We start from the raw sequence: 20,048 nt of genomic DNA, 5'->3' as shown, positions 1-20,048 counted from the left end.
GCCGCCGCTGGGGTAGCCGTGGACCAGGTACACCACGGGGTAGCGATCGCGGGCGTGCGCCGGGTCGTCGTAGCCGGGATCAGCCCTGCTGGACCGGGTTGGTCAAGGTGCCGAGGCCGTCGATGGAGACCGAGACCTTCTGACCCGCCTGCATCGGGCCGACGCCCGCCGGGGTGCCGGTGAGGATCACGTCACCGGGCAGCAGGGTCATCACGCGCGAGATCCACGACACCAGCGCGCCGACGTCGTGCAGCAGCAGCGAGGTGCGCGAGTTCTGCTTGAGCTCGCCGTCCAGCTCGGTGCGGATCGCCAGGTCGGCCGGGTCGACGCTGGTGTCGATCCACGGGCCCAGCGGGCAGAACGTGTCGTAGCCCTTGGCGCGGGTCCACTGGCCGTCGGCCTGCTGCTGGTCGCGCGCGGTGACGTCGTTGGCGATCGTGTAGCCGAGCAGGACCTCGGTGCCGCGCGCTTCCGGCACGTCCTTGCACGGCTGGCCGACGACCGCGGCCAGCTCGCCCTCGAAGTCCACCCGCTCGGAGTTCGGGGGCAGCTTGATGGGCATGTTCGGGCCGATCACCGAGGTGTTCGGCTTCATGAAGATCACCGGGTTCGCCGGCGGCTCACCGCCCATCTCCCGGGCGTGCTCGGCGTAGTTCTTGCCGATGCAGATGACCTTCGTGGGCAGGATCGGGGCGAGCAGCCGGACATCGCCCATCGGCCACTTGCGCCCGGTGAAGGTGGGGTCGCCGAAGGGGTGCTGGTCGATCTCGACCGCGAGCACCTTCTCCTGCGGCGCAGCCGGATCCGGCTCCAGTGCCACGAAGGACACCCCGTCGGAGTGGGCGACACGTGCCAAGCGCAAGACGAACCTCCGCGATCAACTGTGGACTTCCGACTCGAAAGCCTATCTCCGAACCCCACCACCAGCTCCAGCGGCGGAACCCGGAGCCCGGTCCCCCGCGAATTCCGTCGAGGGTTTTCCATCCTCGTCCTGCGTGGCGGTGCGGGTAGCGGAACCTCAGCGCCCGCCTGGACTCCGGGTGCCCGACTTGATGTATGCCAATACACGGCAGTCGAGCCGTCCTCGCCAGGCGAACGCTGAGAACCCGCGGCGGCGCAAGCGCCGAGGGTGGGCTATGCGCCTGCGGCGCATGCGACCCTCACCGCACGGTGCCGGTCATGCCTCGCGGTCACAGACCGCACCTGATGCAATTTCAATGGAAATTGGACGTCCGATTTCCATGGAATTTGCGGCGCACGTCACGTCGAAGCGGTCAGCGGGAGGCGGTGGGCTTGCGGGAGGCCTTGTAGACCAGGGCGTCGCAGAGGGCCAGCCAGCTGGCTTCGACGATGTTGGCGTGGACGCCGACGGTGGTCCACTCCTCCTCGCCGTCGCGGGACTCCACCAGCACCCGGGTCACCGCGTCGGTACCGGGGGCGTCGGTGAGGATGCGGACCTTGTAGTCGGCCAGCTCCACCGATTCCAGCCACGGCAGGTGCGGGACGAGCGCTTCGCGCAGCGCCGCATCCAGCGCGTTGACCGGGCCGTTGCCCTCCGCGGTCGCGATGACCCGCTGCCCCGCCACGCGCACCTTCACGGTGGCCTCCGCGATCACCTCGCCGTCGGAGCGGTGGTCGAGCACCACGCGGTAGGACTCCAGCTCGAACGGTGCTTCCACCGGTTCGGCACCGGCCGCGGTGACCATCTCGCGCCGCAGCAGCAGTTCCAGCGAGGCGTCCGCGGCTTCGAACGACCAGCCGCGCGCTTCGAGCTCCTTGACCCGGCGAACCGCGCCGGTGACCGCATCCGGCGCCGACGACAGGTCGAGACCGAGTTCAGCGCCCTTGAGCTCCAGGCTCGCGCGCCCGGCCATCTCGGTGACCAGCACCCGCATACCGTTGCCCACCACGGCCGGATCGATGTGGTTGTACAGCTCGGGGTCCACTTTGATCGCGCTCGCGTGCAGACCCGCCTTGTGCGCGAAGGTCGACTGCCCCACGTACGCCTGGTGCGTGTCCGGCGCCAGGTTGGCGATCTCGGCGAGCGCGTGGGAAGTCCGGGTGAGCTCGCGCAGCTTTCCCTCCGGCAACACGGGCATCTCGAGCTTCACGCCCAGATTCCCCAGCACCGCGAACAGATCCGCGTTGCCGGCCCGCTCGCCGTAGCCGTTGGCGGTGCACTGCACGTGCGTGGCACCGGCCTGCACCGCGGCGACGCTGTTGGCGACCGCGCAGCCGGTGTCGTCCTGGCAGTGGATCCCGAGGCGGAATCCCGTGCGCGCAACGACTTCCCCGACCGTCTCGGCGAGCTGCAGCGGCAGCTGACCGCCGTTGGTGTCGCACAGCACCACGACGTCCGCGCCGGCCTCCACAGCGGATTCCAGCACGCGCAGCGAGGTGTCCGGGTCGAACGCGTAACCGTCGAAGAAGTGCTCGGCGTCGAGGAACACGCGACGCCCCTCGCCGACGAGGTGGCGCACCGTGTCGGCCACCATCGCGCAGTTCTCGGCGACATCGGTGCGCAGAGCCCGTTCGATGTGCCTGCGGTCCGATTTGGCCACCAAGGTCACCACCGGGGCGCGGGAGTCCAGCAGTGCCCGGACCTGCGGATCTTCGTCCACTTTGGCCCCGGCCCGGCGGGTCGAGCCGAACGCGACCAGCGCGGCGTGCCGGAGTTCGAGCTCGCCTTCGGCGGCGCGGTGGAAGAACTCGGTGTCCTTGGGGAGCGCGCCCGGCCAGCCACCTTCGACGAAGCCGACGCCGAGCGAGTCCAGCAGCCGCGCGACGGCGAGCTTGTCGGTCACCGAGTAGGAAATGCCCTCGCGCTGCGCGCCGTCCCGCAAGGTCGTGTCGTACACGTGGAATTCGTCGCCCAGAGGGGTTCCGGCCGGAGTCGTGCGGGTCACTGGATCTTCTCCCGATGGCGTCGGAGTTGGGTGGGTGCGGCGGGCGCAGGCAACAAAAAAGACCCCCCGCAGGGATGCGAGAGGTCAGCGCGCCGGGGTGCGGAGTCGTCTACCCGGCGCGCTCGCCAATAATGATCACACTGCGGAAAGCCACGTCCCCATGCTGCCACAACGCACCACGCGACCACCAGCTGATCACAACTTCCCACCATCCGGACAGGCGCCCGATGCCCGGATCCGGCCGGGACGGACTGCAGTTTCAATTGAAACTGCAGATCCCACCCACGGCGGACCACAGTTTCAATTGAAACTGCGGATCCACGACACTCGATCGGGGGAACGAAAAAGGCGCCCCCGGAGGGACGCCTTCTTCGTCGCGATCGATCACGCCTGGGGCGCGACCTCCCGCGAGGAGACCAGGGCCGCGAGGCGGTCGCCGATGGCGAAGGTCGCCCCCGGCGCCGAGTGGTCGCGGGTCGCCAGGTCGAACGCGACCGACGCCTCGACGCGCTTGGCCGCCTCCGACATCCCCACGTGGTCGAGGAGCATGGCCACCGACAGCACCGCGGCCGTCGGGTCCGCCACGCCCTGCCCGGCGATGTCCGGAGCGCTGCCGTGCACCGGCTCGAACATGCTCGGGTTGCGGCGGGTGGCGTCGATGTTGCCGCTCGCGGCGAGCCCGATGCCACCGGTGACCGCACCGGCCAGGTCGGTGATGATGTCGCCGAACAGGTTGTCGGTGACGATCACGTCGAACCGGCTCGGGTCGGTGACCATGTGGATGGTCGTGGCGTCCACGTGCTGGTAGGCGACGGTGACGTCCGGGTACTGCAGCGAGACCTCCTCCACCACGCGCGACCACAGCGAGCCGGCGTGGGTGAGCACGTTGGTCTTGTGCACCAGCGTCAGGTGCTTGCGCGGCCGGGAGGCCGCGCGGGCGAACGCGTCGCGCACCACGCGCTCCACGCCGAACGCGGTGTTGATGCTGACCTCGGTGGCGATCTCGTGCGTGGTGTCCTTGCGCAGCAGGCCGCCGTTGCCCGCGTACGGGCCCTCGGTGCCTTCGCGCACGACGACCATGTCGATCTCACCGGGGTCGGCCACCGGGCTCTTCACGCCCGGGTACAGCCGCGCCGGGCGCAGGTTCACGTGGTGGTCGAGCTCGAAGCGCAACCGCAGCAGCAGACCGCGCTCCAGGATGCCGCTGGGCACCGAGGGGTCGCCCACGGCGCCGAGCAGGATCGCGTCGTGCTGCCTGAGTTCCCCGAGGACCGATTCGGGAAGCAGTTCTCCCGTCGAGTGCCAACGCGCGGCGCCGAGGTCGTATCGAGTGATCTCGGTATCCGGTACGACTTCACCCAGGACCTTGAGTGCCTCGGCAATCACTTCCGGCCCGATCCCGTCACCGGGGATCACAGCGAGCCGCATCTACACACCTCCCGAGAACCACCCCGAACTGCGGGGCTCGAACTGTTGAGCCGAAGGCTACCGGCACGAACGTGGACAGCGGCATGCCGGGCCCACCAAGTGGATGAACCTTCCCGAACTGTGGGACACCCGAAAGAGTGAAACGACCTTGGAGTCCTGGTCCGACGCTGAGGACGTCCCACAACGCGGAACGCACACAGGTTCACCCAACCGTGCAGTAACAGGCACAACCGGCCCAACGCAGACGCGGGGTGCGCCGGTTCCGGCACACCCCGCGTCTGGGCCCTTGGGGACTTACTCGAACGTCACCGTGCGAACGATGCGGGCGCCGACGGCGGCACCGATCGGCTCCAGCACGCCCGGCTCGACCGGACGGTCCACGCGCAGCAGCATGATCGCGTCGGAGCGCTCGGTGGTCTGGCTGACGGTGGCCGCCTCGATGTTCACGCCGACCTCGCCGAGCAGCGTGCCGACCTTGCCCATCACGCCCGGGCGGTCCGGGTACTCCAGCAGCAGCACGTTGCCCTCGGCCCGCAGGTCGAAGTGGCGGCCGTTGACCTCCACCAGCTTCTCGACCAGGTTCGAGCCCGACAGCGCACCCGAAACCCGCGCGGTGCGGCCGTCGGCGAGCCCGGCGCGCACGGTCACCACGCTGCGGTGGTTCGGGCTCTCCGGCGAGGTCACGACCTCGACCTGCACGCCCAGGTCCTCGGCCAGCTGCGGGGCGTTGACGAAGGTGACCTGGTTCTCCACCGCACCGGCGAACACGCCGCGCAGCGCCGCGAGCTGCAGCACCGAGACGTCCTCGGCGGCGAGCTCACCGCGCGCCTCGACGGTCACCGAGCTCGGGGTGGTGCCCAGCAGCGCGGCCAGCAGCTGGCCGAGCTTCTGGGTCAGCGACAGGTACGGCTGGACCTCTTCGCCGACCGCGCCGCCCTGCACGTTGACCGCGTCCGGCACGAACTCGCCGCGCAGCGCCAGCCGCACCGAGCGGGCCACGTCGGTGCCCGCGCGGTCCTGCGCTTCCGCGGTGGAGGCGCCCAGGTGCGGGGTGACGACCACGTTGTCCAGCTCGAACAGCGGGCTCTCGGTGGTCGGCTCGGTCTTGAACACGTCGATGCCCGCGCCGCCGATCTGGCCGTTGCGCAGCGCGTCGACCAGCGCGTCCTCGTCGATCAGGCCACCGCGGGCGGCGTTGACGACCAGCAGCCCGGGCTTGGCCTTCTTCAGCTCCTCGGCGCCGATCAGGCCCAGCGTCTCAGCGGTCTTGGGCAGGTGGATGGAGATCGCGTCGGCGCGGGCGAGCAGCTCCTCCAGCGACACCAGCTCGATGCCCAGCTGCGCGGCGCGAGCGGCCGAGACGTAGGGGTCGTAGGCGATCAGCTTGGTGCCGAACGCGGCCACCCGCTGCGCGAACAGCTGGCCGATCTTGCCCAGGCCCACCACGCCGACGGTCTTGCCGTTGAGCTCGACACCGGTGTAGGAGCTGCGCTTCCACGCGCCGCCCTTGAGGCTCGCGTCGGCCTGCGGGACGTTGCGGGCCAGCGACAGCAGCAGCGCCATCGCGTGCTCGGCGGCCGAGACGATGTTGGAGGTGGGAGCGTTGACCACCATGACGCCGCGCTCGGTGGCGGCCGGTACCTCGACGTTGTCGAGGCCGACCCCGGCGCGGGCGACGACCTTGAGCTTCTTCGCCGCGGACAGCACCTCGGCGTCGACCTTGGTGGCGGAACGGACCAGCAGCGCGTCGGCCTCGGCAACGGCGTCGAGCAGCGCGGGCCGGTCCGTACCGTCCACGTTGCGGATCTCGACACCGTCTCCCAGCGCGTCGATCACGGACGGAGCCAGCTTCTCGGCGATCAGGACGACAGGACGGCTTGCGTTGGTCACGGGCGAACTCCAGTAGGAAGATCACGGTCGGCACGACGATGTGCCCGGACGAATGGCGAGTTTAACGGGAGATTGAGAAAGAGTTCACAAGGGTGTAGCCCGGATCACCGGTTTTCCGACCACTCATCCGAGAACCCGCCTGACCAGCATTGTCGCAGATCAATCCGGGTGTGAAAAAAGGAGGGCGCGAGCCCGACGGGGCTAATTGCCACCAAATCGGACTAGTGGTTCTGGATGCGACGTCGCACTCGAGCGCAGTGGGCGGGTTCTCAGACGTCTTCCCGGCGACGAGAAGGCGCCTGAGGTTTCCGCGGATCGTTCACGGCTCGTCGAACTCGCCGTCCTTGGCGCCGGCGACGAAGGCGTCCCACTCCTCCGGGGTGAACACCAGGACCGGCCCTTCCGGGTCCGCACCGTTGCGCATGCCGATGTAGCCGTCGACGAACGCGATCTCCACGCCGGGCTCGTCGGGGTCGTCGGTGCTGGTGATCCACTCGGCGGTGGAGAAGTCCAGCCGGTCGCGGATGTGCGCCTTGTCGTCGACGATCTCGTTCTCACTCACGATCCGCACTGTATCCCTCACGCACAGCCGCGAAACGCCCCCCAGCAGGGGGAATTTCCGCAGGTTTACGAACAGCGCGCGGCCCGGTGTCCCTTGTGGGGGCACCGGGCCGCGCACATCGGCGGAACGCGCGGATGGGCGCGCAGCCGAAGCTTTTCGCCTGCCTAGATCACTTGTTGGTCCAGGACATCAGGGCGCGGAGCTTCTTGCCGACCTCTTCGATCTGGTGGGCGTTGCCCTCGGCCTGCAGCTTGGTGAAGTTCGGGCGACCGGCCTCGTCCTCGGCCACCCACTCCTTGGCGAAGGTGCCGTCCTGGATCTCGCCCAGGACCTTGCGCATCGACTCCTTGACGTGGGCGTCGATGACGCGCGGGCCGCGGGTCAGGTCGCCGTACTCAGCGGTGTCGCTGCAGGAGTAGCGCTGGCCGGCGATGCCGCCCTCCCACATCAGGTCGACGATCAGCTTGAGCTCGTGCAGCACCTCGAAGTAGGCGATCTCCGGCTGGTAGCCCGCCTCGACCAGGGTCTCGAAACCGGCCTGGACCAGCGCGGAAGCACCACCGCAGAGGACGGCCTGCTCACCGAACAGGTCGGTCTCGGTCTCCTCCTTGAAGGTGGTCTTGATGACGCCGGCGCGGGCACCACCGATGGCCGCGGCGTAGGACAGCGCCAGCGCCTGGGCGTTGCCGGAGGCGTCCTGCTCGACGGCGATCAGGCACGGAACGCCCTTGCCGTCGACGAACTGGCGGCGGACCAGGTGGCCCGGGCCCTTCGGGGCGACCATCGCGACGTCCACGTCGGCCGGCGGCTGGATCAGGCCGTAGCGGATGTTGAAGCCGTGGCCGAAGAACAGCGCGTCGCCCTGCTTGAGGTTCGGCGCGATGTCGTTGGCGTAGATCTCGCGCTGCTTGGTGTCGGGCGCCAGGATCATGATCAGGTCGGCTTCGGCGGAGGCCTCGGCCGGGGTCAGCACCTTCAGGCCCTCCTCCTCGGCCTTGGCGCGCGACTTGGAGCCCTCCGGCAGACCGATCCGCACGTCGACGCCCGAGTCCCGCAGGCTCAGCGCGTGGGCGTGGCCCTGGCTGCCGTAGCCGATGACGGCGACCTTGCGCCCCTGCACGATGCCCAGGTCGGCGTCCGCGTCGTAGAAGATTTCAACTGCCATGGGAATTCAGCGTTTCCTTTCGGATTTTCGACCTGCTTCGAAGCGGCGAAGCCGCTTGGCCTCACCCTCGCAACCTGCACCGCCGCGGGTTCTCAGACGTCGTCTGGCGAGGACAGCCCCAGCGCTGTGTATTGGTCATACATGAGTCGGGGATCCCGCAGCCAGACGGCGTCTGAGGTTCCGCTACCGGCACCGCTACGCAGGACGGCTCCGCAGATCTTCAATTTTTTCGGCCTGTGGCGGGGGTTTATCGCACTGCTGTGGCCGTGATGGAGCGGGGGCCACGACCGATCGCGATCGTTCCCGACTGCACCATCTCGCGGACGCCGTAGGGTTCCAGCATTCGCAGCAATGCGTCGAGCTTATCGGCGGTACCCGTCGCCTCGATGGTCAGTGCCTCAGGCGAGACGTCCACCACCTTCGCGCGGAACAGCTGCACGGTCTCCAGGACCTGGCTGCGCACCGAGGCGTCGCCGCGGACCTTGACCAGCAGCAGTTCCCGCTGGACCGCCACCTCCGGTTCCAGCTCCACGATCTTGATCACGTTGACCAGCTTGTTGAGCTGCTTGGTGACCTGTTCGAGCGGCTGCTCGTTGACCGCGACCACGATCGTCATCCGGGAGATCTCCGGGTGCTCGGTCGGGCCGACGGCGAGCGACTCGATGTTGAAGCTGCGGCGGGAGAACAGCCCGGCCACGCGGGCCAGGGCGCCCGGAACGTTCTCCACCAGCACGCTGAGCGTGTGTCGACTCATCGCCCGCTCACTCCTCGTCCTCGAAATGCGGGCGGCTGTCGCGCGCCGCCATGATCTCGTCGTTGCTGGTCCCGGCGGCCACCATCGGCCAGACCTGGGCGTCCGCGCCCACCACGAAGTCGATCACGACGGGGCGGTCGTTGATCTCCATCGCCCGCTGGATGACGCTGTCGACGTCCTCCTTGGACTCGCAGCGCAGGCCGGCGCAGCCGTAGGCCTCGGCGAGCAGCTTGAAGTCCGGGATGCGGTGCTTGTGGGTGCCGAGGTCGCTGTGCGAGTAGCGCTCGGCGTAGAACAGGTTCTGCCACTGGCGGACCATGCCGAGGTTGCCGTTGTTGATGACGGCGACCTTGATCGGCAGGTCTTCGATGGCGCAGGTGGCCAGTTCCTGGTTGGTCATCTGGAAGCAGCCGTCGCCGTCGATGGCCCACACGACCTTGTCCGGCTCACCGGCCTTGGCGCCCATCGCGGCCGGAACCGCGTAGCCCATGGTGCCCAGACCGCCGGAGTTCAGCCAGGTGCGCGGGTTCTCGTACTTGACGAACTGCGCGGCCCACATCTGGTGCTGGCCGACGCCGGCCGCGTAGATGGCCTCCGGCCCGGCGATCGCGCCCAGCCGCTCGATGACGTACTCCGGCGACAGGCTGCCGTCGCCGGGCCACTCGTAGCCCAGCGGGAACCGGTCGGTCCAGTCGTTGAGCTGCTCCCACCAGGCGGTCAGGTCCGCCGTGCCGTGCTCGGTGGTGGCGGTGGCGACCGCGTCGATCAGCTCGGCGAGCACGTCCTTGCAGTCGCCGACGATCGGCACGTCCGCGTGGCGGTTCTTGGAGATCTCCGCCGGGTCGATGTCGGCGTGCACGACCTTCGCCTCGGGCGCGAACGACGACAGCTGGCCGGTGACCCGGTCGTCGAAGCGGGTGCCCATCGCGATCAGCAGGTCGGCGCGCTGCATCGCGGTGACCGCGGCGACCGTGCCGTGCATGCCGGGCATGCCCAGGTGCTGGGGGTGCGAGTCGGGGAACGCGCCGCGCGCCATCAGCGTGGTGACGACGGGGATCCCGGTGCGCTCGGCCAGTTCGCGCAGTTCGGCGTGCGCGTCGGCCTTGATCACGCCACCGCCGACGTAGAGCACCGGGCGCTGCGCCTCGGTGATCATCTTGGCGGCCTCGCGGACCTGCTTGCCGTGCGGCTTGCTGGTCGGCTTGTAGCCGGGCAGCTTCATCTCCGGCGGCCAGGAGAACGAGGTGGCGGCCTGCTGGACGTCCTTGGGGATGTCGACCAGCACCGGACCCGGGCGACCGCTGGCGGCGATGTAGAACGCCTCGGCGATGGTGCGCGGGATGTCCTCGGCCTTGGTGACCAGGAAGTTGTGCTTGGTGATCGGCAGCGTGATGCCGCAGATGTCGGCTTCCTGGAAGGCGTCGGTGCCGATCAGCGCGGTGCTCTGCTGACCGGTGATGGCCACCACCGGCACCGAGTCCATGTGCGCGTCGGCCAGCGCGGTGACGAGGTTGGTCGCACCGGGGCCGGAGGTGGCCATGCAGACCCCGACCTTGCCGGTGGCCTGGGCGTATCCGGTCGCCGCGTGCCCCGCGCCCTGCTCGTGCCGGACCAGCACGTGCCGGACCTTCTGCGAGTCGAGCAGCGGGTCGTAGGACGGGAGGATGGTGCCGCCCGGAATGCCGAAAACGATCTCGCAGCCCACGGATTCCAGGGAACGCACGAGTGCCTGCGCACCGGTGACCTTCACTGGGGCACCGCTGGGCGGTGCGGGTTTCGGGCGGCGTCCAGGCGGGGGCGCCGGGACCGGATTCTGCCTGGTGTTGGCGCTGGTCATCGGGTCTGCCTCAAGGTCGGTAGGTTGGGCTGGACACGAAAAAACCCCCGCGGACCACAAATGGCCCCACGAGGGTTGGCGCGTCGACGCTGCGAACTTCCTAGGCGTCGACGCGCCGGGGAAGTACGAGAATGTCGTGCAGTCGCAGCATGGCTTGGACGTTAATCGGCGCGACCCGTTCTGTCAAACAATGCGGGACAGTTTTCCCGCATGCTGGACTCCCGATTTCCGCCCGGAACACCATCGCCGCAGCTCAGATGTGTTCCAACTGCTCGCAGTGTGACACACAACGCGCCCGGTCGGGGCATATGCCGTCCACCGAGCAGGACCTTGGCGGGGCTCCGACCGCAGGTGAGACCATCGATGGCGTGAGCGAGACCCCCCAGCAGCAGCCCGAGCAGCCCGAGGACGACCAGGTCGCCGAGACCCCGGCGAGCTCCGAGCAGCCGAAGCAGCCCGAGCTCCCGAAGTCGCTGACCTTCCGGATCACCCCGGTGTCGCAGCTCGCGGTGCTCGCCATCCTCGTCTGCGCCACCCCGCTGGCCTGGGCCGCGTACCCGTGGGGCCTGCTGGTCTACCTGATCCCGCTGGGCCTGTCCTGGTGGATCGTGCGCACCCGCACCACGGTGAGCCCGGAGCGCGTCGCGGTGCGCACCGCGTTGAGCGGTGACCGGTTCGACTGGGACGAGGTCGTCTCGCTGCACCTGGACGAGAAGCGCTGGCTCAAGGCGGTCCTGACCTCCGGCAAGGAGATCACGCTGCCCGCGGTGCGGGTGCGCGACCTGCCCCGCTTGTCCGTGATGAGCGGTGGGCGCCTGCCCAACCCGGAATCGCAGGAGTAATCTCGGCGGCACCGCCACTCCCCGCGCCCACAAGGTGCGTCCCTTCGGCGACGGGTGTTTCCAGCGGAAGTCGCCGCGCGCGTTCCCGTTGAGACCACCGAACACCCGCGCCGGGTGAAATGCGTTGCTCTTCCCGAACGAGAAGGTGGATATGCCTCAGCTGCGCTCTCGTACTACTACCCATGGACGCAATGCCGCGGGCGCCCGATCGCTTTGGCGTGCCACCGGCATGACCGACGACGACTTCGGCAAGCCGATCGTCGCGATCGCCAACTCCTACACCCAGTTCGTGCCCGGGCACGTGCACCTGCGCGACCTCGGCGACGTGGTGGCCGAGACGATCCGCGAAGCGGGCGGCGTGCCCCGGGAGTTCCACACCATCGCGGTCGACGACGGCATCGCCATGGGCCACAGCGGCATGCTCTACTCCCTGCCCTCGCGCGAGCTGATCGCCGACTCGGTGGAGTACATGGTCAACGCGCACAAGGCCGACGCGCTGGTGTGCATCTCCAACTGCGACAAGATCACCCCGGGCATGCTCAACGCCGCGATGCGGCTGAACATCCCGACGGTGTTCGTCTCCGGCGGTCCGATGGAGGCCGGCAAGGCCGTCGTGGTCGAAGGCGTCGCGCAGGCCCCCACCGACCTGATCACCACCATCGCCGCCTCCGCCAACTCCGCGGTCGACGACGACGGGCTCAGCGAGGTGGAGCGCTCCGCGTGCCCGACCTGCGGCTCCTGCTCGGGCATGTTCACCGCGAACTCCATGAACTGCCTGACCGAGGCGCTCGGCCTGGCGCTGCCCGGCAACGGCTCGACGCTGGCCACGCACGCCGCGCGCCGCGCGCTGTTCCAGGAGGCCGGCCGGACCGTCGTGCGCATCGCCAAGCGCTACTACGGCGAGGACGACGAGTCGGTGCTGCCGCGGTCGGTCGCGAACAAGAAGGCGTTCGAGAACGCCATGGCGCTGGACATGGCGATGGGCGGCTCGACCAACACGGTGCTGCACACGCTGGCCGCCGCGATCGAGGGCGAGGTCGACTTCGACCTGGACGACATCGCCGAGACCAGCCGCCGGGTGCCGTGCCTGTCGAAGGTCAGCCCGAACTCCGACTACCACATGGAGGACGTGCACCGGGCCGGCGGGATCACCGCGATCATGGGGGAGCTGGACCGCGCGGGTCTGCTGCACCGCGACGTCTCCTCGGTGCACAGCTCGAGCCTGACCGAGTGGCTGTCCAAGTGGGACATCCGCGGGGAATCCCCGTCGCCGGAGGCCATCGAGCTGTTCCACGCCGCGCCGGGCGGGGTGCGCACCACGAAGGCGTTCTCCACCGAGAACCGCTGGTCCTCTTTGGACACCGACGCGGCGGGCGGCTGCATCCGCGACGTCGAGCACGCCTACACCGCCGACGGCGGGCTGGCCGTGCTCAAGGGCAACCTCGCCGAAGAGGGCGCGGTGGTCAAGACCGCGGGCGTCGAGGAGGACCTCTGGTACTTCCAGGGCCCGGCGCGCGTGCTGGAGAGCCAGGAGCAGGCCGTGTCGGCGATCCTGAAGAAGGAGATCCAGCCCGGCGAGGTGCTGGTGATCCGCTACGAAGGCCCCTCCGGCGGCCCCGGCATGCAGGAGATGCTGCACCCGACGGCGTTCCTGAAGGGCTCCGGTCTGGGCAAGAAGTGCGCGCTGATCACCGACGGCCGGTTCTCCGGCGGTTCGTCGGGCCTGTCGATCGGCCACATCTCCCCCGAGGCGGCCAACGGCGGCGCGATCGGTCTGGTGGAGGACGGCGACCAGATCCTGATCGACGTCCGCGAGCGCAAGCTGGAACTGCTGGTCTCCGACGAGGTCCTGGCCGAGCGCCGGGCCAAGATGGACGCCAGCGAGCAGCCGTGGCAGCCGGTGGGCCGCGAGCGCCAGGTCACGGCGGCGCTGCGCGCCTACGCCCGCCTCGCCACCTCCGCCTCCTACGGCGCGGTCCGCGACGTCAACAAGTAACCGCCCGCACGAAGAACGGGCCCGCATCTGCTCGATGCGGGCCCGTTCTCACGTTTTCGGGAACTAGTGTTGACGCGGAGTCCCAGGAGGTGGCGGGTCGTGTCGGACGAGATCAGCGCGCTGGTGGCCGCGGCGCAGGGCGGCGATCAGGTCGCGTTCGGCGAGTTGACCGGGCGCTACCGCCGGGAGCTGCAGGTGCACTGCTACCGGATGCTCGGCTCGTTCGACGACGCCGAGGACGTCGTCCAGGAGGCGCTGCTGCGGGCGTGGCGGCGCCGCGAGTCCTACGAGGGCCGTTCGACGTTCCGCGCCTGGCTGTACAAGATCGCCACCAACGCGTGCCTCGACCTGATCGACCGGAACAAGCGGGTGGCCGGCCCCTACCGGGTTCCGCCGCTGGCCGGAGCGGGGTCGCCGCCGATCGAAGTTCCCTGGCTGCAACCGGTTCCGGACCACCTGCTGGAACCGGTCGCCGACGCCGAGCAGGAGCCCGCCGCGGTGGCGGTCGCGCGGGAGACCGTCGAGCTCGCGTTCCTGGCCGCGATCCAGCAGCTGCCAGCCCGGCAGCGGGCCGTGCTGATCACCCGCGACGTGCTGGGCTGGCCCGCCACCGAAACCGCGGCGCTGCTGGGGACAAGCGTCGCCTCGGTGAAGAGCGCGTTGCAGCGGGCGCGGGCGACGTTGAAGCAGCAGCTTCCCCGCAACCGGGACGACTGGACGCAGTCCGCGGAACCGAGCGCCGATGAGCGCGCACTGGTGCGGCAGTACGTCGAAGCGCACCAGCAGGCCGACCTGGACGCCCTCGCCGGACTGCTCGCCGAGGACGTGCGGCAGACGATGCCGCCGCACCCGGCCTGGCTGGTCGGCCGCGACCCGCTGCTCGACTTCGCCCGGCAGGTCTTCGACCGCGATTCGCAGTGGTACCTCGGCGCGTGGCGCAGCGTGCCGACCAGCGTGAACCGGCAGCCCGCCGTCGCGCACTACGTCCAGCGCCCGACCGCCGAGCACACTCGCGACCTCGCCGGGGAGTTCCGCGCGCAGGTGCTCGACGTGCTGCGCGTCGACGACGGCCGGATCACCGCGATCACCTCGTTCGAACCGCGCTGGTTCGCCGCGGCCGGCCTGCCGCTGGTGCTGCCGCCGAACTGATCTCCGCCGCACCGATTCCTTTTCCGCCGAGGGGCCGTCACACGAGCAGAAGACGGCACCGGGGACGGAGAAGACATGAGCACCACGAAACACGCAGTCCGCTCGCACGACGGCACCGAGGTCGCGTTCGAGGAATCCGGCAGCGGCCCGGCGGTCGTCCTGGTGTCCTCGGCGCTGGCCGACCGGTCCGACGCCCGCAAGCTCGCCGCCCTGCTGGCCGAGCACTTCACCGTCATCAACTACGACCGGCGCGGCCGGGGCGCGAGCGGCAACGCGGCGGACTACGCGGTCGAGCGCGAGATCGAGGACATCGCAGCGCTGATCGAGCACGCCGGTGGTTCGGCCTCGCTGTTCGGCAGTTCCTCCGGCGCGGTGCTCGCATTGCGCGCCGCGGCCGAGCTCGACGTCGAACGGCTGGCTGTTTACGAGCCGCCGTTCGTGGTCGAGAAGGGAGATTTCGGCCCGCCGTGGGACTTCGCGCGGCACATCGACGCACTGCTCGCCGATGACCGGCGCGGCGCGGCCGTCAAGTACTTCATGACCAAGGCGCAGGGCATGCCCGGGTTCGTGGTCGCCATGATGCGGCTGATGCCCGGCGTGTGGTCCGGCCTCAAGGCGATGGCGCACACGCTGCCCCACGACATCGCGGTGATGGGTGACTCCCAGCAGGGCGAACCGCTCAAGGCCGAGGAGTGGTCGACGGCTTCGCCCGCTCTCGTGCTGACCGGCGGCAAGAGCCCGGCCGGGTTCCACAGCGCGGCCCGCGCCATCGCCGAAGTGCTGCCCACCGCCGAGCACCGCACGTTGCCCGGTCTCAACCACGGCGCCGTGATGATGGCGCCCGCCGAGCTCGCCGCGCCGATCGTCGAATTCCTGCGCGGCTGACCGATTCCGATTTCCCGTTGAAAGGCGGAAAGCACCGTGGACGACACCATTCGCGGCCTCGACCGGCTCGTCGGCACCTGGCGGGTGAGCGGCGGCGCCACCGGCCAGGTCACCTACTCGTGGTTGCCGGGCGAGCACTTCCTGCACCAGGAGATCGACATCGAGCAGGACGGGCACCGGGTGCGCGGCATCGAGATCATCGGCCGCGAGAAGCCCTTCGGGGCCACCGAACCCGGCGCGGACCTCAAGTCCCGGTTCTACGGCGCCGACGGCGAAACCCTCGACTACGTCTACGAGATCGACGGTGACACGCTGATCATCTGGGGCGGCGAGAAGGGTTCGTCCGCCCACTACCGCGCCCGGTTCAGCGCCGACGGCGATCACCTCGCGGGCGACTGGGTCTGGCCGGGCGGCGGATACCACGCGGAGCAGACCCGAATCCGCTGACCACACCTTCCGCAGGTCAAAGGCCGTGAGTGCTTTGTGGGGCTATAGCACCCGAAAACACTCACGACAGCAAGCGGGGGCGCGCACTTCGCGTGCGCGCCCCCGCTTCGGAATGCCGATCAGGGCTTGTGGAACAGGAGCAACACCGCTGCCGCCGCTCCGGCGGCGATGATCAGGCTGATGAAGCCGAAGATCAGCGGACGGCGGAACCACACCCGCCCGTAGTCCAGCGCCACCCGACCCGGGCCGGTGAACATCAGGCCGAGGCCCAGCACGCCGAGCGTCGCCTCGAACTCGAAACCGCCGGTGGCGGCGAAGAATCCGCTGCCGAGCTTCAGGAAGACGGCGTTGGCCATCACACCGACCACACCGGCCGCGGCCAGCGGGGTGAACAGGCCGAGCACCAGCAGCGCACCGGCACCCAGCTCGGTGCCGCCGGTGACCAGCGCCAGCACACCGCTGTTCTGGAAACCCATGCCGGCCAGCATCTTGGCCGCGCCTTCCGGGCCGGGGCCGCCGAGCACGCCGAAGAGCTTCTGCGCGCCGTGCACGAGGAAGATGCCGCCCAGCGCCAACCGCAGGATCAGCAGACCGAGGTCGGTGCTGCCGCTCCAGGCGAACCGCTTGCGGCCGTCGCGGACGTCGTCGTAGTACAGGTCGTCGTCGCGCCCGCCGGTGTTGACCAACGACGTGGCTTCGGCGTCGCTGTAGCCGTCGTCATCGTCGTAGTAGTCGTAGCTCTTCTGCGCACCGAGGCTCTGCGTGCTCCGTGCACCTGGCGCACCCGCACCGGGCTGCTGGGCGTGCGCGCCGTAGTTGCGGTCGTCGGGGGAGCCGCCCGCACCGCCGGGGCGATCGTCGTGAGTCCTCACGCCGGACGAGGCTAGGGCATGTTCACCCCAACGTGCGACCCCTTCAGGTAAACACTCACCGACACGTGACTGCTTCGAGACCGCCCGCGCGCAGCTGCGGCAGAATGGTCCGATGACGCGCCAGGCATTCCCGGATCACGATGTTTCCGCAGGACAAAGCACGTCTTTCCGGGAGTGGGCGGAGGCCGGTGCGGCCGCTCGGCCGATGGTGCTGCGATGCCCGGAGCTGAGCGCGGAACCCGAACTGCTGCCGGTCGATTCCGCCGCCCGGACACTCAGCTGGACGCCTCGCCGCAGTCGTGCGGCCACCCCGCGTGATCACGCGGAGGACGCGATCGCCGCGCTCGACGCGGCCGGAGCGGAAACCGGCGTCGTGGTCGGCTGGTCCGGCGGCACCGTGCTGGCGGTCGAACTCGCCCAACGCTATCCGGACCGGATCCGCGGACTGCTGCTGCTCGCCGGTCCGCCCACGCTCGGCGCGGACGCCCTGCTGCACGCCCTCGGAGTTCCGGAGAGCGCCCGCCGACTGCTCGCGCTGGGCGGATCGGCATCGCTGCGAGTGGTCTGCGACTTCGTCGAATCGATCACCGCTCGCCTCCCCCGGCTCAAGACCGCGCACCTGCTGCCGGACCGGGCGCTGGCCGCCTCGATGCGCCGGATGCTGCAGCACGACTGGCGCTGGCACGCCGAACTGACCCTCGCGTGGAGCGCTGCCGCCCGATCTCGCGTCTCCGGGCTGTCCTGCCCGATCACGGTCCTGACCGGCGCCCACGACGTCCTCTCCGACACCCGCACCATCGCGAAGTCCCTCGCGGAGCTGCCGCAAGCCCGGGTCCGGACCCTGCCCGCCTCCCACTTCCTCCCGTTCGAAGCCCCGGACGCGGTCCGAACCGAACTCGCCCTCCTGCTGCGCCGGGTGGAGGCCGTCGAGTGCGCCCGCCTCGGCATCGATCCGCCGCCCCCGTCGATCCCCCGCATCCGCCTGCCCCTCCAAACCCGAGTCCCCCGCCGCCGAAGCACCCGGCGATGACACGGGTCAGCTGGTGATGCCCTGCTCCGCCGCCATTTCCCGCAGCACCTTCGGCGCCGCCCACAGGGTGGGCAGCAACACGAAACCGGCTGGCACCGCGGTGATCACGATGAACGACTGCAGCGCGCTGACCCCGCTGTCCCCCACCGCGATCAGCGCGACCGCCGCGACGCCCATCAGCAAGCCCCAGAAGGCCCGGGAGAACTTGTTCGGCTCCCCACCGGTCGTCCCGGCAGTGGCGATGGCCAGCGACATCGAATCGGTGGTGGTGGCCACGAAGGTCGTGGTCAGCACCAGCAGCACCACGCCGAGCACACCGCCCCAGGGCAGCTGCTGCGCGATCGAGACGAGCGCGGCGGGCAATCCGACGTCGGTGAGCGGCCCCGACACCGATCCGGGAGTGCGCTGCTCCAGCATGATCCCGGTGCCGCCCAGCACGGTGAACCACAGCGCGGTGGCCACCGGCGCCACACCGGCGGTGAAGCCGATCAGGTTGCGCGCCGTGCGACCGCGGGAGATCCGCGCGACGAAGATGGCCATCAGCGGCGCGTAGCCGATGAACCAGCCGAAGAAGAACACCGTCCAGCTGCTCAACCACTCGGTGTCCCCGCGGTACAGCGTCATCGGCACGAAGTCCTGCACGTACCGCGCGAAACCGCCCAGGAAGCCGTCCACCACGAACGCCGCCGACCCGAGCACCAGGATCGCCGCCATCGTCGCCACCGCCAGCCACACGTTGAACCGGCTGAGCAGCTGGATCCCCTTGTCGACACCGGTGATGACGGAGATGACCGCGACCGCGGTGAGACCGAGGATGATCGCGACCTGCATCGCGTAGTCGTCCGGCGTGCCGAACAACGTCGACATGCCGTAGGAGACCTGCATGCCCAGGAAACCGATCGGGCCAACGGTGCCCGCGACCACGGCGATGATGCAGATGACGTCGACGACGGTGCCCAGCCAGTGGCGCTGGATGCGCTCGCCGAAGACGGGGTGCAGCAGGGTGCGCGGCCGCAGCGGCAGGCCCTTCTCCTGGGCGCGCATCATCACGATCGCACCGAGCGTGCCGAGCACCGCCCAGGCCAGGAACCCCCAGTGCGAGAAGCTCTGCGCGAGCGCGACGGTGACCGCCTCGGTCGATCCGGGCGGCACGTCCGCGTAGGCGGGCGGCAGGTCGGCGAAGTGGTAGACCGGCTCCGCGGAGGCCCAGAACACACCACCCGCGGCGAGCAGGGTGCACATGATCATGGCCAGCCACTTGAAGGTGCCGAACTCGGGCTCCACGTCGCCGCCGAGCCGGACCCGGCCGTAGCGCGAGGCACCGAGCACGACCGCGATCCCGAACGTGGCCAGCAGCAGGACCTGCCAGTACGGACCGAACCAGCTGGCGCAGGCGGTGAACGCGGCGGTCACCACGTCCCCGGTCGCTTGCGGAGCGAGCAGCGCGGCCACCACGAAAGCGGTGAGCAGCCCGCCGGCCAGCACGGACACGACCAGGTCGGTCCGGGTGCGTGGCTCGCCGTTGTCCAGGATTTCCGCGCTCGTCGAAGTCACGGGGTACCAATCTTCTCGGGTGCGGGGCGCCTGATCAGGCGCATCGACGGCTCCTGGTTCGCACGCGCGATCGCCGAGGACGGCGGAGCGGAACGCATCGGAGGTCGGCGCCTGATCGGATCGGCCTGAGCCGATCGATTCAACTGGGGAAGTCCTCCGGATCGGCGCCAACGAACCCGGAAACGCTAGCCTTCCGGTGCCGAACTGGTCGAAACCACCCCGCCGGAGCATGACGAGGGACACGGAATCGGACCGGTGCCGAGCGCGGCTCGCCTCCTGGCGGGGAGGGTGGAGCTCCGGTGCGCGGCGCCGATCTTCCGCCCAGCGGAATGCCGAAGGCTCACCGAGGATTCACCGGCAGGCCGATAGGCTCGGGCGTCGTGGCAGTCCCGAATCGCATGCGCCGAGTCCTGCTGAGCACCACCGCAGTGCTCGGCACCTTGCTGGCGGGCTGCGCGCAGTTCCCGGACGAGCACACCAGGCCGTGGTCCGATCCGCCGTCGCTGGCGCCGCAGGCCGGTCCGCAACCGTCCTTCGAGAGCGAAGCGCCACCGCCGGTACCCGGCACCCCCGGGGAGGAACCGGCCAAGCCGGTGGGCTGCGAGGACCCCGACCCGGCCGTGGTGGCGACCTGCCTGGACCCGATCGGCGCGATCGCGGTGCTGCCCGACGGCAGCGCCGCACTGGTCGGCGAGCGCAGCACCGGACGCGTGCTGCGGGTCGAGCGCAAC

General features: G+C 69.7%; 16 protein-coding genes and 1 pseudogene. 7 read left to right on the top strand and 10 right to left on the bottom strand.

All coding sequences use genetic code 11. The annotated features are described in order from the left end of the window. Positions 1–79: 79 nt before the first annotated feature. The 8 genes from ABTZ89_RS17760 to ABTZ89_RS17725 form a co-directional block, all read right to left on the bottom strand. Entirely contained in the window at positions 80–862 is a 783-nt protein-coding gene (locus ABTZ89_RS17760) for a fumarylacetoacetate hydrolase family protein (protein WP_270951124.1), read from the bottom strand. Positions 863–1,274: 412 nt separating this feature from the next. Then, positions 1,275–2,906 carry a citramalate synthase gene (gene cimA, locus ABTZ89_RS17755; RefSeq protein WP_351045822.1) on the bottom strand — a complete coding sequence of 544 codons (1,632 nt, stop codon included), beginning with the start codon at positions 2,904–2,906 and terminating at the stop codon, positions 1,275–1,277. A 384-nt stretch (positions 2,907–3,290) separates the two neighbouring features. Continuing rightward, entirely contained in the window at positions 3,291–4,334 is a 1,044-nt protein-coding gene (locus ABTZ89_RS17750) for a 3-isopropylmalate dehydrogenase (RefSeq protein ID WP_270951120.1), read from the bottom strand. A gap of 294 nt (positions 4,335–4,628) precedes the next feature. Further along, positions 4,629–6,224 carry a phosphoglycerate dehydrogenase gene (gene serA / locus ABTZ89_RS17745; protein ID WP_270951118.1) on the bottom strand — a complete coding sequence of 532 codons (1,596 nt, stop codon included), beginning with the start codon at positions 6,222–6,224 and terminating at the stop codon, positions 4,629–4,631. A 319-nt stretch (positions 6,225–6,543) separates the two neighbouring features. Next, the gene (locus ABTZ89_RS17740) at positions 6,544–6,789 is read right to left on the bottom strand and encodes a DUF397 domain-containing protein (RefSeq protein WP_270951140.1); all 246 of its coding nucleotides are present in this window, start codon (positions 6,787–6,789) and stop codon (positions 6,544–6,546) included. 166 nt (positions 6,790–6,955) lie between these two features. Further along, entirely contained in the window at positions 6,956–7,951 is a 996-nt protein-coding gene (gene ilvC / locus ABTZ89_RS17735) for a ketol-acid reductoisomerase (protein ID WP_270951116.1), read from the bottom strand. Between the two features lie 247 nt (positions 7,952–8,198). Next, positions 8,199–8,705 carry an acetolactate synthase small subunit gene (gene ilvN / locus ABTZ89_RS17730; RefSeq protein ID WP_270951115.1) on the bottom strand — a complete coding sequence of 169 codons (507 nt, stop codon included), beginning with the start codon at positions 8,703–8,705 and terminating at the stop codon, positions 8,199–8,201. 7 nt (positions 8,706–8,712) lie between these two features. Continuing rightward, on the bottom strand, positions 8,713–10,542 hold the full coding sequence (locus ABTZ89_RS17725) for an acetolactate synthase large subunit (RefSeq protein WP_270951113.1): 1,830 nt from the start codon (positions 10,540–10,542) through the stop codon (positions 8,713–8,715). Positions 10,543–10,910: 368 nt separating this feature from the next. Between ABTZ89_RS17725 and ABTZ89_RS17720 the strand changes: the two genes are divergently transcribed. From ABTZ89_RS17720 to ABTZ89_RS17700, 5 genes are all read left to right on the top strand, one after another. Beyond that, a complete protein-coding gene (locus ABTZ89_RS17720; RefSeq protein ID WP_270951112.1) occupies positions 10,911–11,384 on the top strand; it encodes a PH domain-containing protein in 474 nt (157 codons plus the stop codon). 151 nt (positions 11,385–11,535) lie between these two features. After that, the gene (gene ilvD / locus ABTZ89_RS17715) at positions 11,536–13,380 is read left to right on the top strand and encodes a dihydroxy-acid dehydratase (RefSeq protein WP_351045815.1); all 1,845 of its coding nucleotides are present in this window, start codon (positions 11,536–11,538) and stop codon (positions 13,378–13,380) included. A gap of 99 nt (positions 13,381–13,479) precedes the next feature. Beyond that, entirely contained in the window at positions 13,480–14,529 is a 1,050-nt protein-coding gene (locus ABTZ89_RS17710) for an RNA polymerase subunit sigma-70 (protein WP_351045812.1), read from the top strand. A 75-nt stretch (positions 14,530–14,604) separates the two neighbouring features. After that, the gene (locus ABTZ89_RS17705; protein WP_351045809.1) at positions 14,605–15,414 is read left to right on the top strand and encodes an alpha/beta fold hydrolase; all 810 of its coding nucleotides are present in this window, start codon (positions 14,605–14,607) and stop codon (positions 15,412–15,414) included. A gap of 36 nt (positions 15,415–15,450) precedes the next feature. Further along, the gene (locus tag ABTZ89_RS17700) at positions 15,451–15,861 is read left to right on the top strand and encodes a hypothetical protein (protein ID WP_351045806.1); all 411 of its coding nucleotides are present in this window, start codon (positions 15,451–15,453) and stop codon (positions 15,859–15,861) included. A gap of 119 nt (positions 15,862–15,980) precedes the next feature. On the opposite strand, the gene ABTZ89_RS17695 is transcribed toward ABTZ89_RS17700, so the two are convergent. Next, positions 15,981–16,733 (bottom strand): DoxX family protein, encoded by a 753-nt coding sequence (locus ABTZ89_RS17695; protein ID WP_351045803.1) that lies wholly within the window; start codon positions 16,731–16,733, stop codon positions 15,981–15,983. Between the two features lie 112 nt (positions 16,734–16,845). Between ABTZ89_RS17695 and ABTZ89_RS17690 the strand changes: the two genes are divergently transcribed. After that, entirely contained in the window at positions 16,846–17,763 is a 918-nt protein-coding gene (locus tag ABTZ89_RS17690; RefSeq protein WP_351045800.1) for an alpha/beta fold hydrolase, read from the top strand. Positions 17,764–17,769: 6 nt separating this feature from the next. Here the strand turns inward: ABTZ89_RS17690 and ABTZ89_RS17685 are convergent, their stop codons facing one another. Beyond that, on the bottom strand, positions 17,770–19,317 hold the full coding sequence (locus ABTZ89_RS17685) for a BCCT family transporter (protein WP_351045798.1): 1,548 nt from the start codon (positions 19,315–19,317) through the stop codon (positions 17,770–17,772). 380 nt (positions 19,318–19,697) lie between these two features. Between ABTZ89_RS17685 and ABTZ89_RS17680 the strand changes: the two are divergent. After that, positions 19,698–20,048, top strand: a pseudogene (locus ABTZ89_RS17680) (PQQ-dependent sugar dehydrogenase); the annotation flags it as partial.

The sequence above is a fragment of the Saccharopolyspora sp. NPDC002686 genome (genome assembly GCF_040295745.1).
Classification (GTDB): Bacteria; Actinomycetota; Actinomycetes; order Mycobacteriales; family Pseudonocardiaceae; genus Saccharopolyspora; species Saccharopolyspora oryzae.
This window is presented reverse-complemented; position numbering and strand designations above follow the sequence as displayed.

Coding starts and splice junctions, on each gene's coding strand:
- ilvC (WP_270951116.1), bottom strand. CDS start 7,951: ATGGCAGTTGAAATCTTCTACGACGCGGACGCCGACCTGGGCATCGTG.
- ABTZ89_RS17690 (WP_351045800.1), top strand. CDS start 16,846: ATGACGCGCCAGGCATTCCCGGATCACGATGTTTCCGCAGGACAAAGC.
- ABTZ89_RS17725 (WP_270951113.1), bottom strand. CDS start 10,542: ATGACCAGCGCCAACACCAGGCAGAATCCGGTCCCGGCGCCCCCGCCT.
- ABTZ89_RS17750 (WP_270951120.1), bottom strand. CDS start 4,334: ATGCGGCTCGCTGTGATCCCCGGTGACGGGATCGGGCCGGAAGTGATT.
- ilvN (WP_270951115.1), bottom strand. CDS start 8,705: ATGAGTCGACACACGCTCAGCGTGCTGGTGGAGAACGTTCCGGGCGCC.
- ilvD (WP_351045815.1), top strand. CDS start 11,536: ATGCCTCAGCTGCGCTCTCGTACTACTACCCATGGACGCAATGCCGCG.
- ABTZ89_RS17705 (WP_351045809.1), top strand. CDS start 14,605: ATGAGCACCACGAAACACGCAGTCCGCTCGCACGACGGCACCGAGGTC.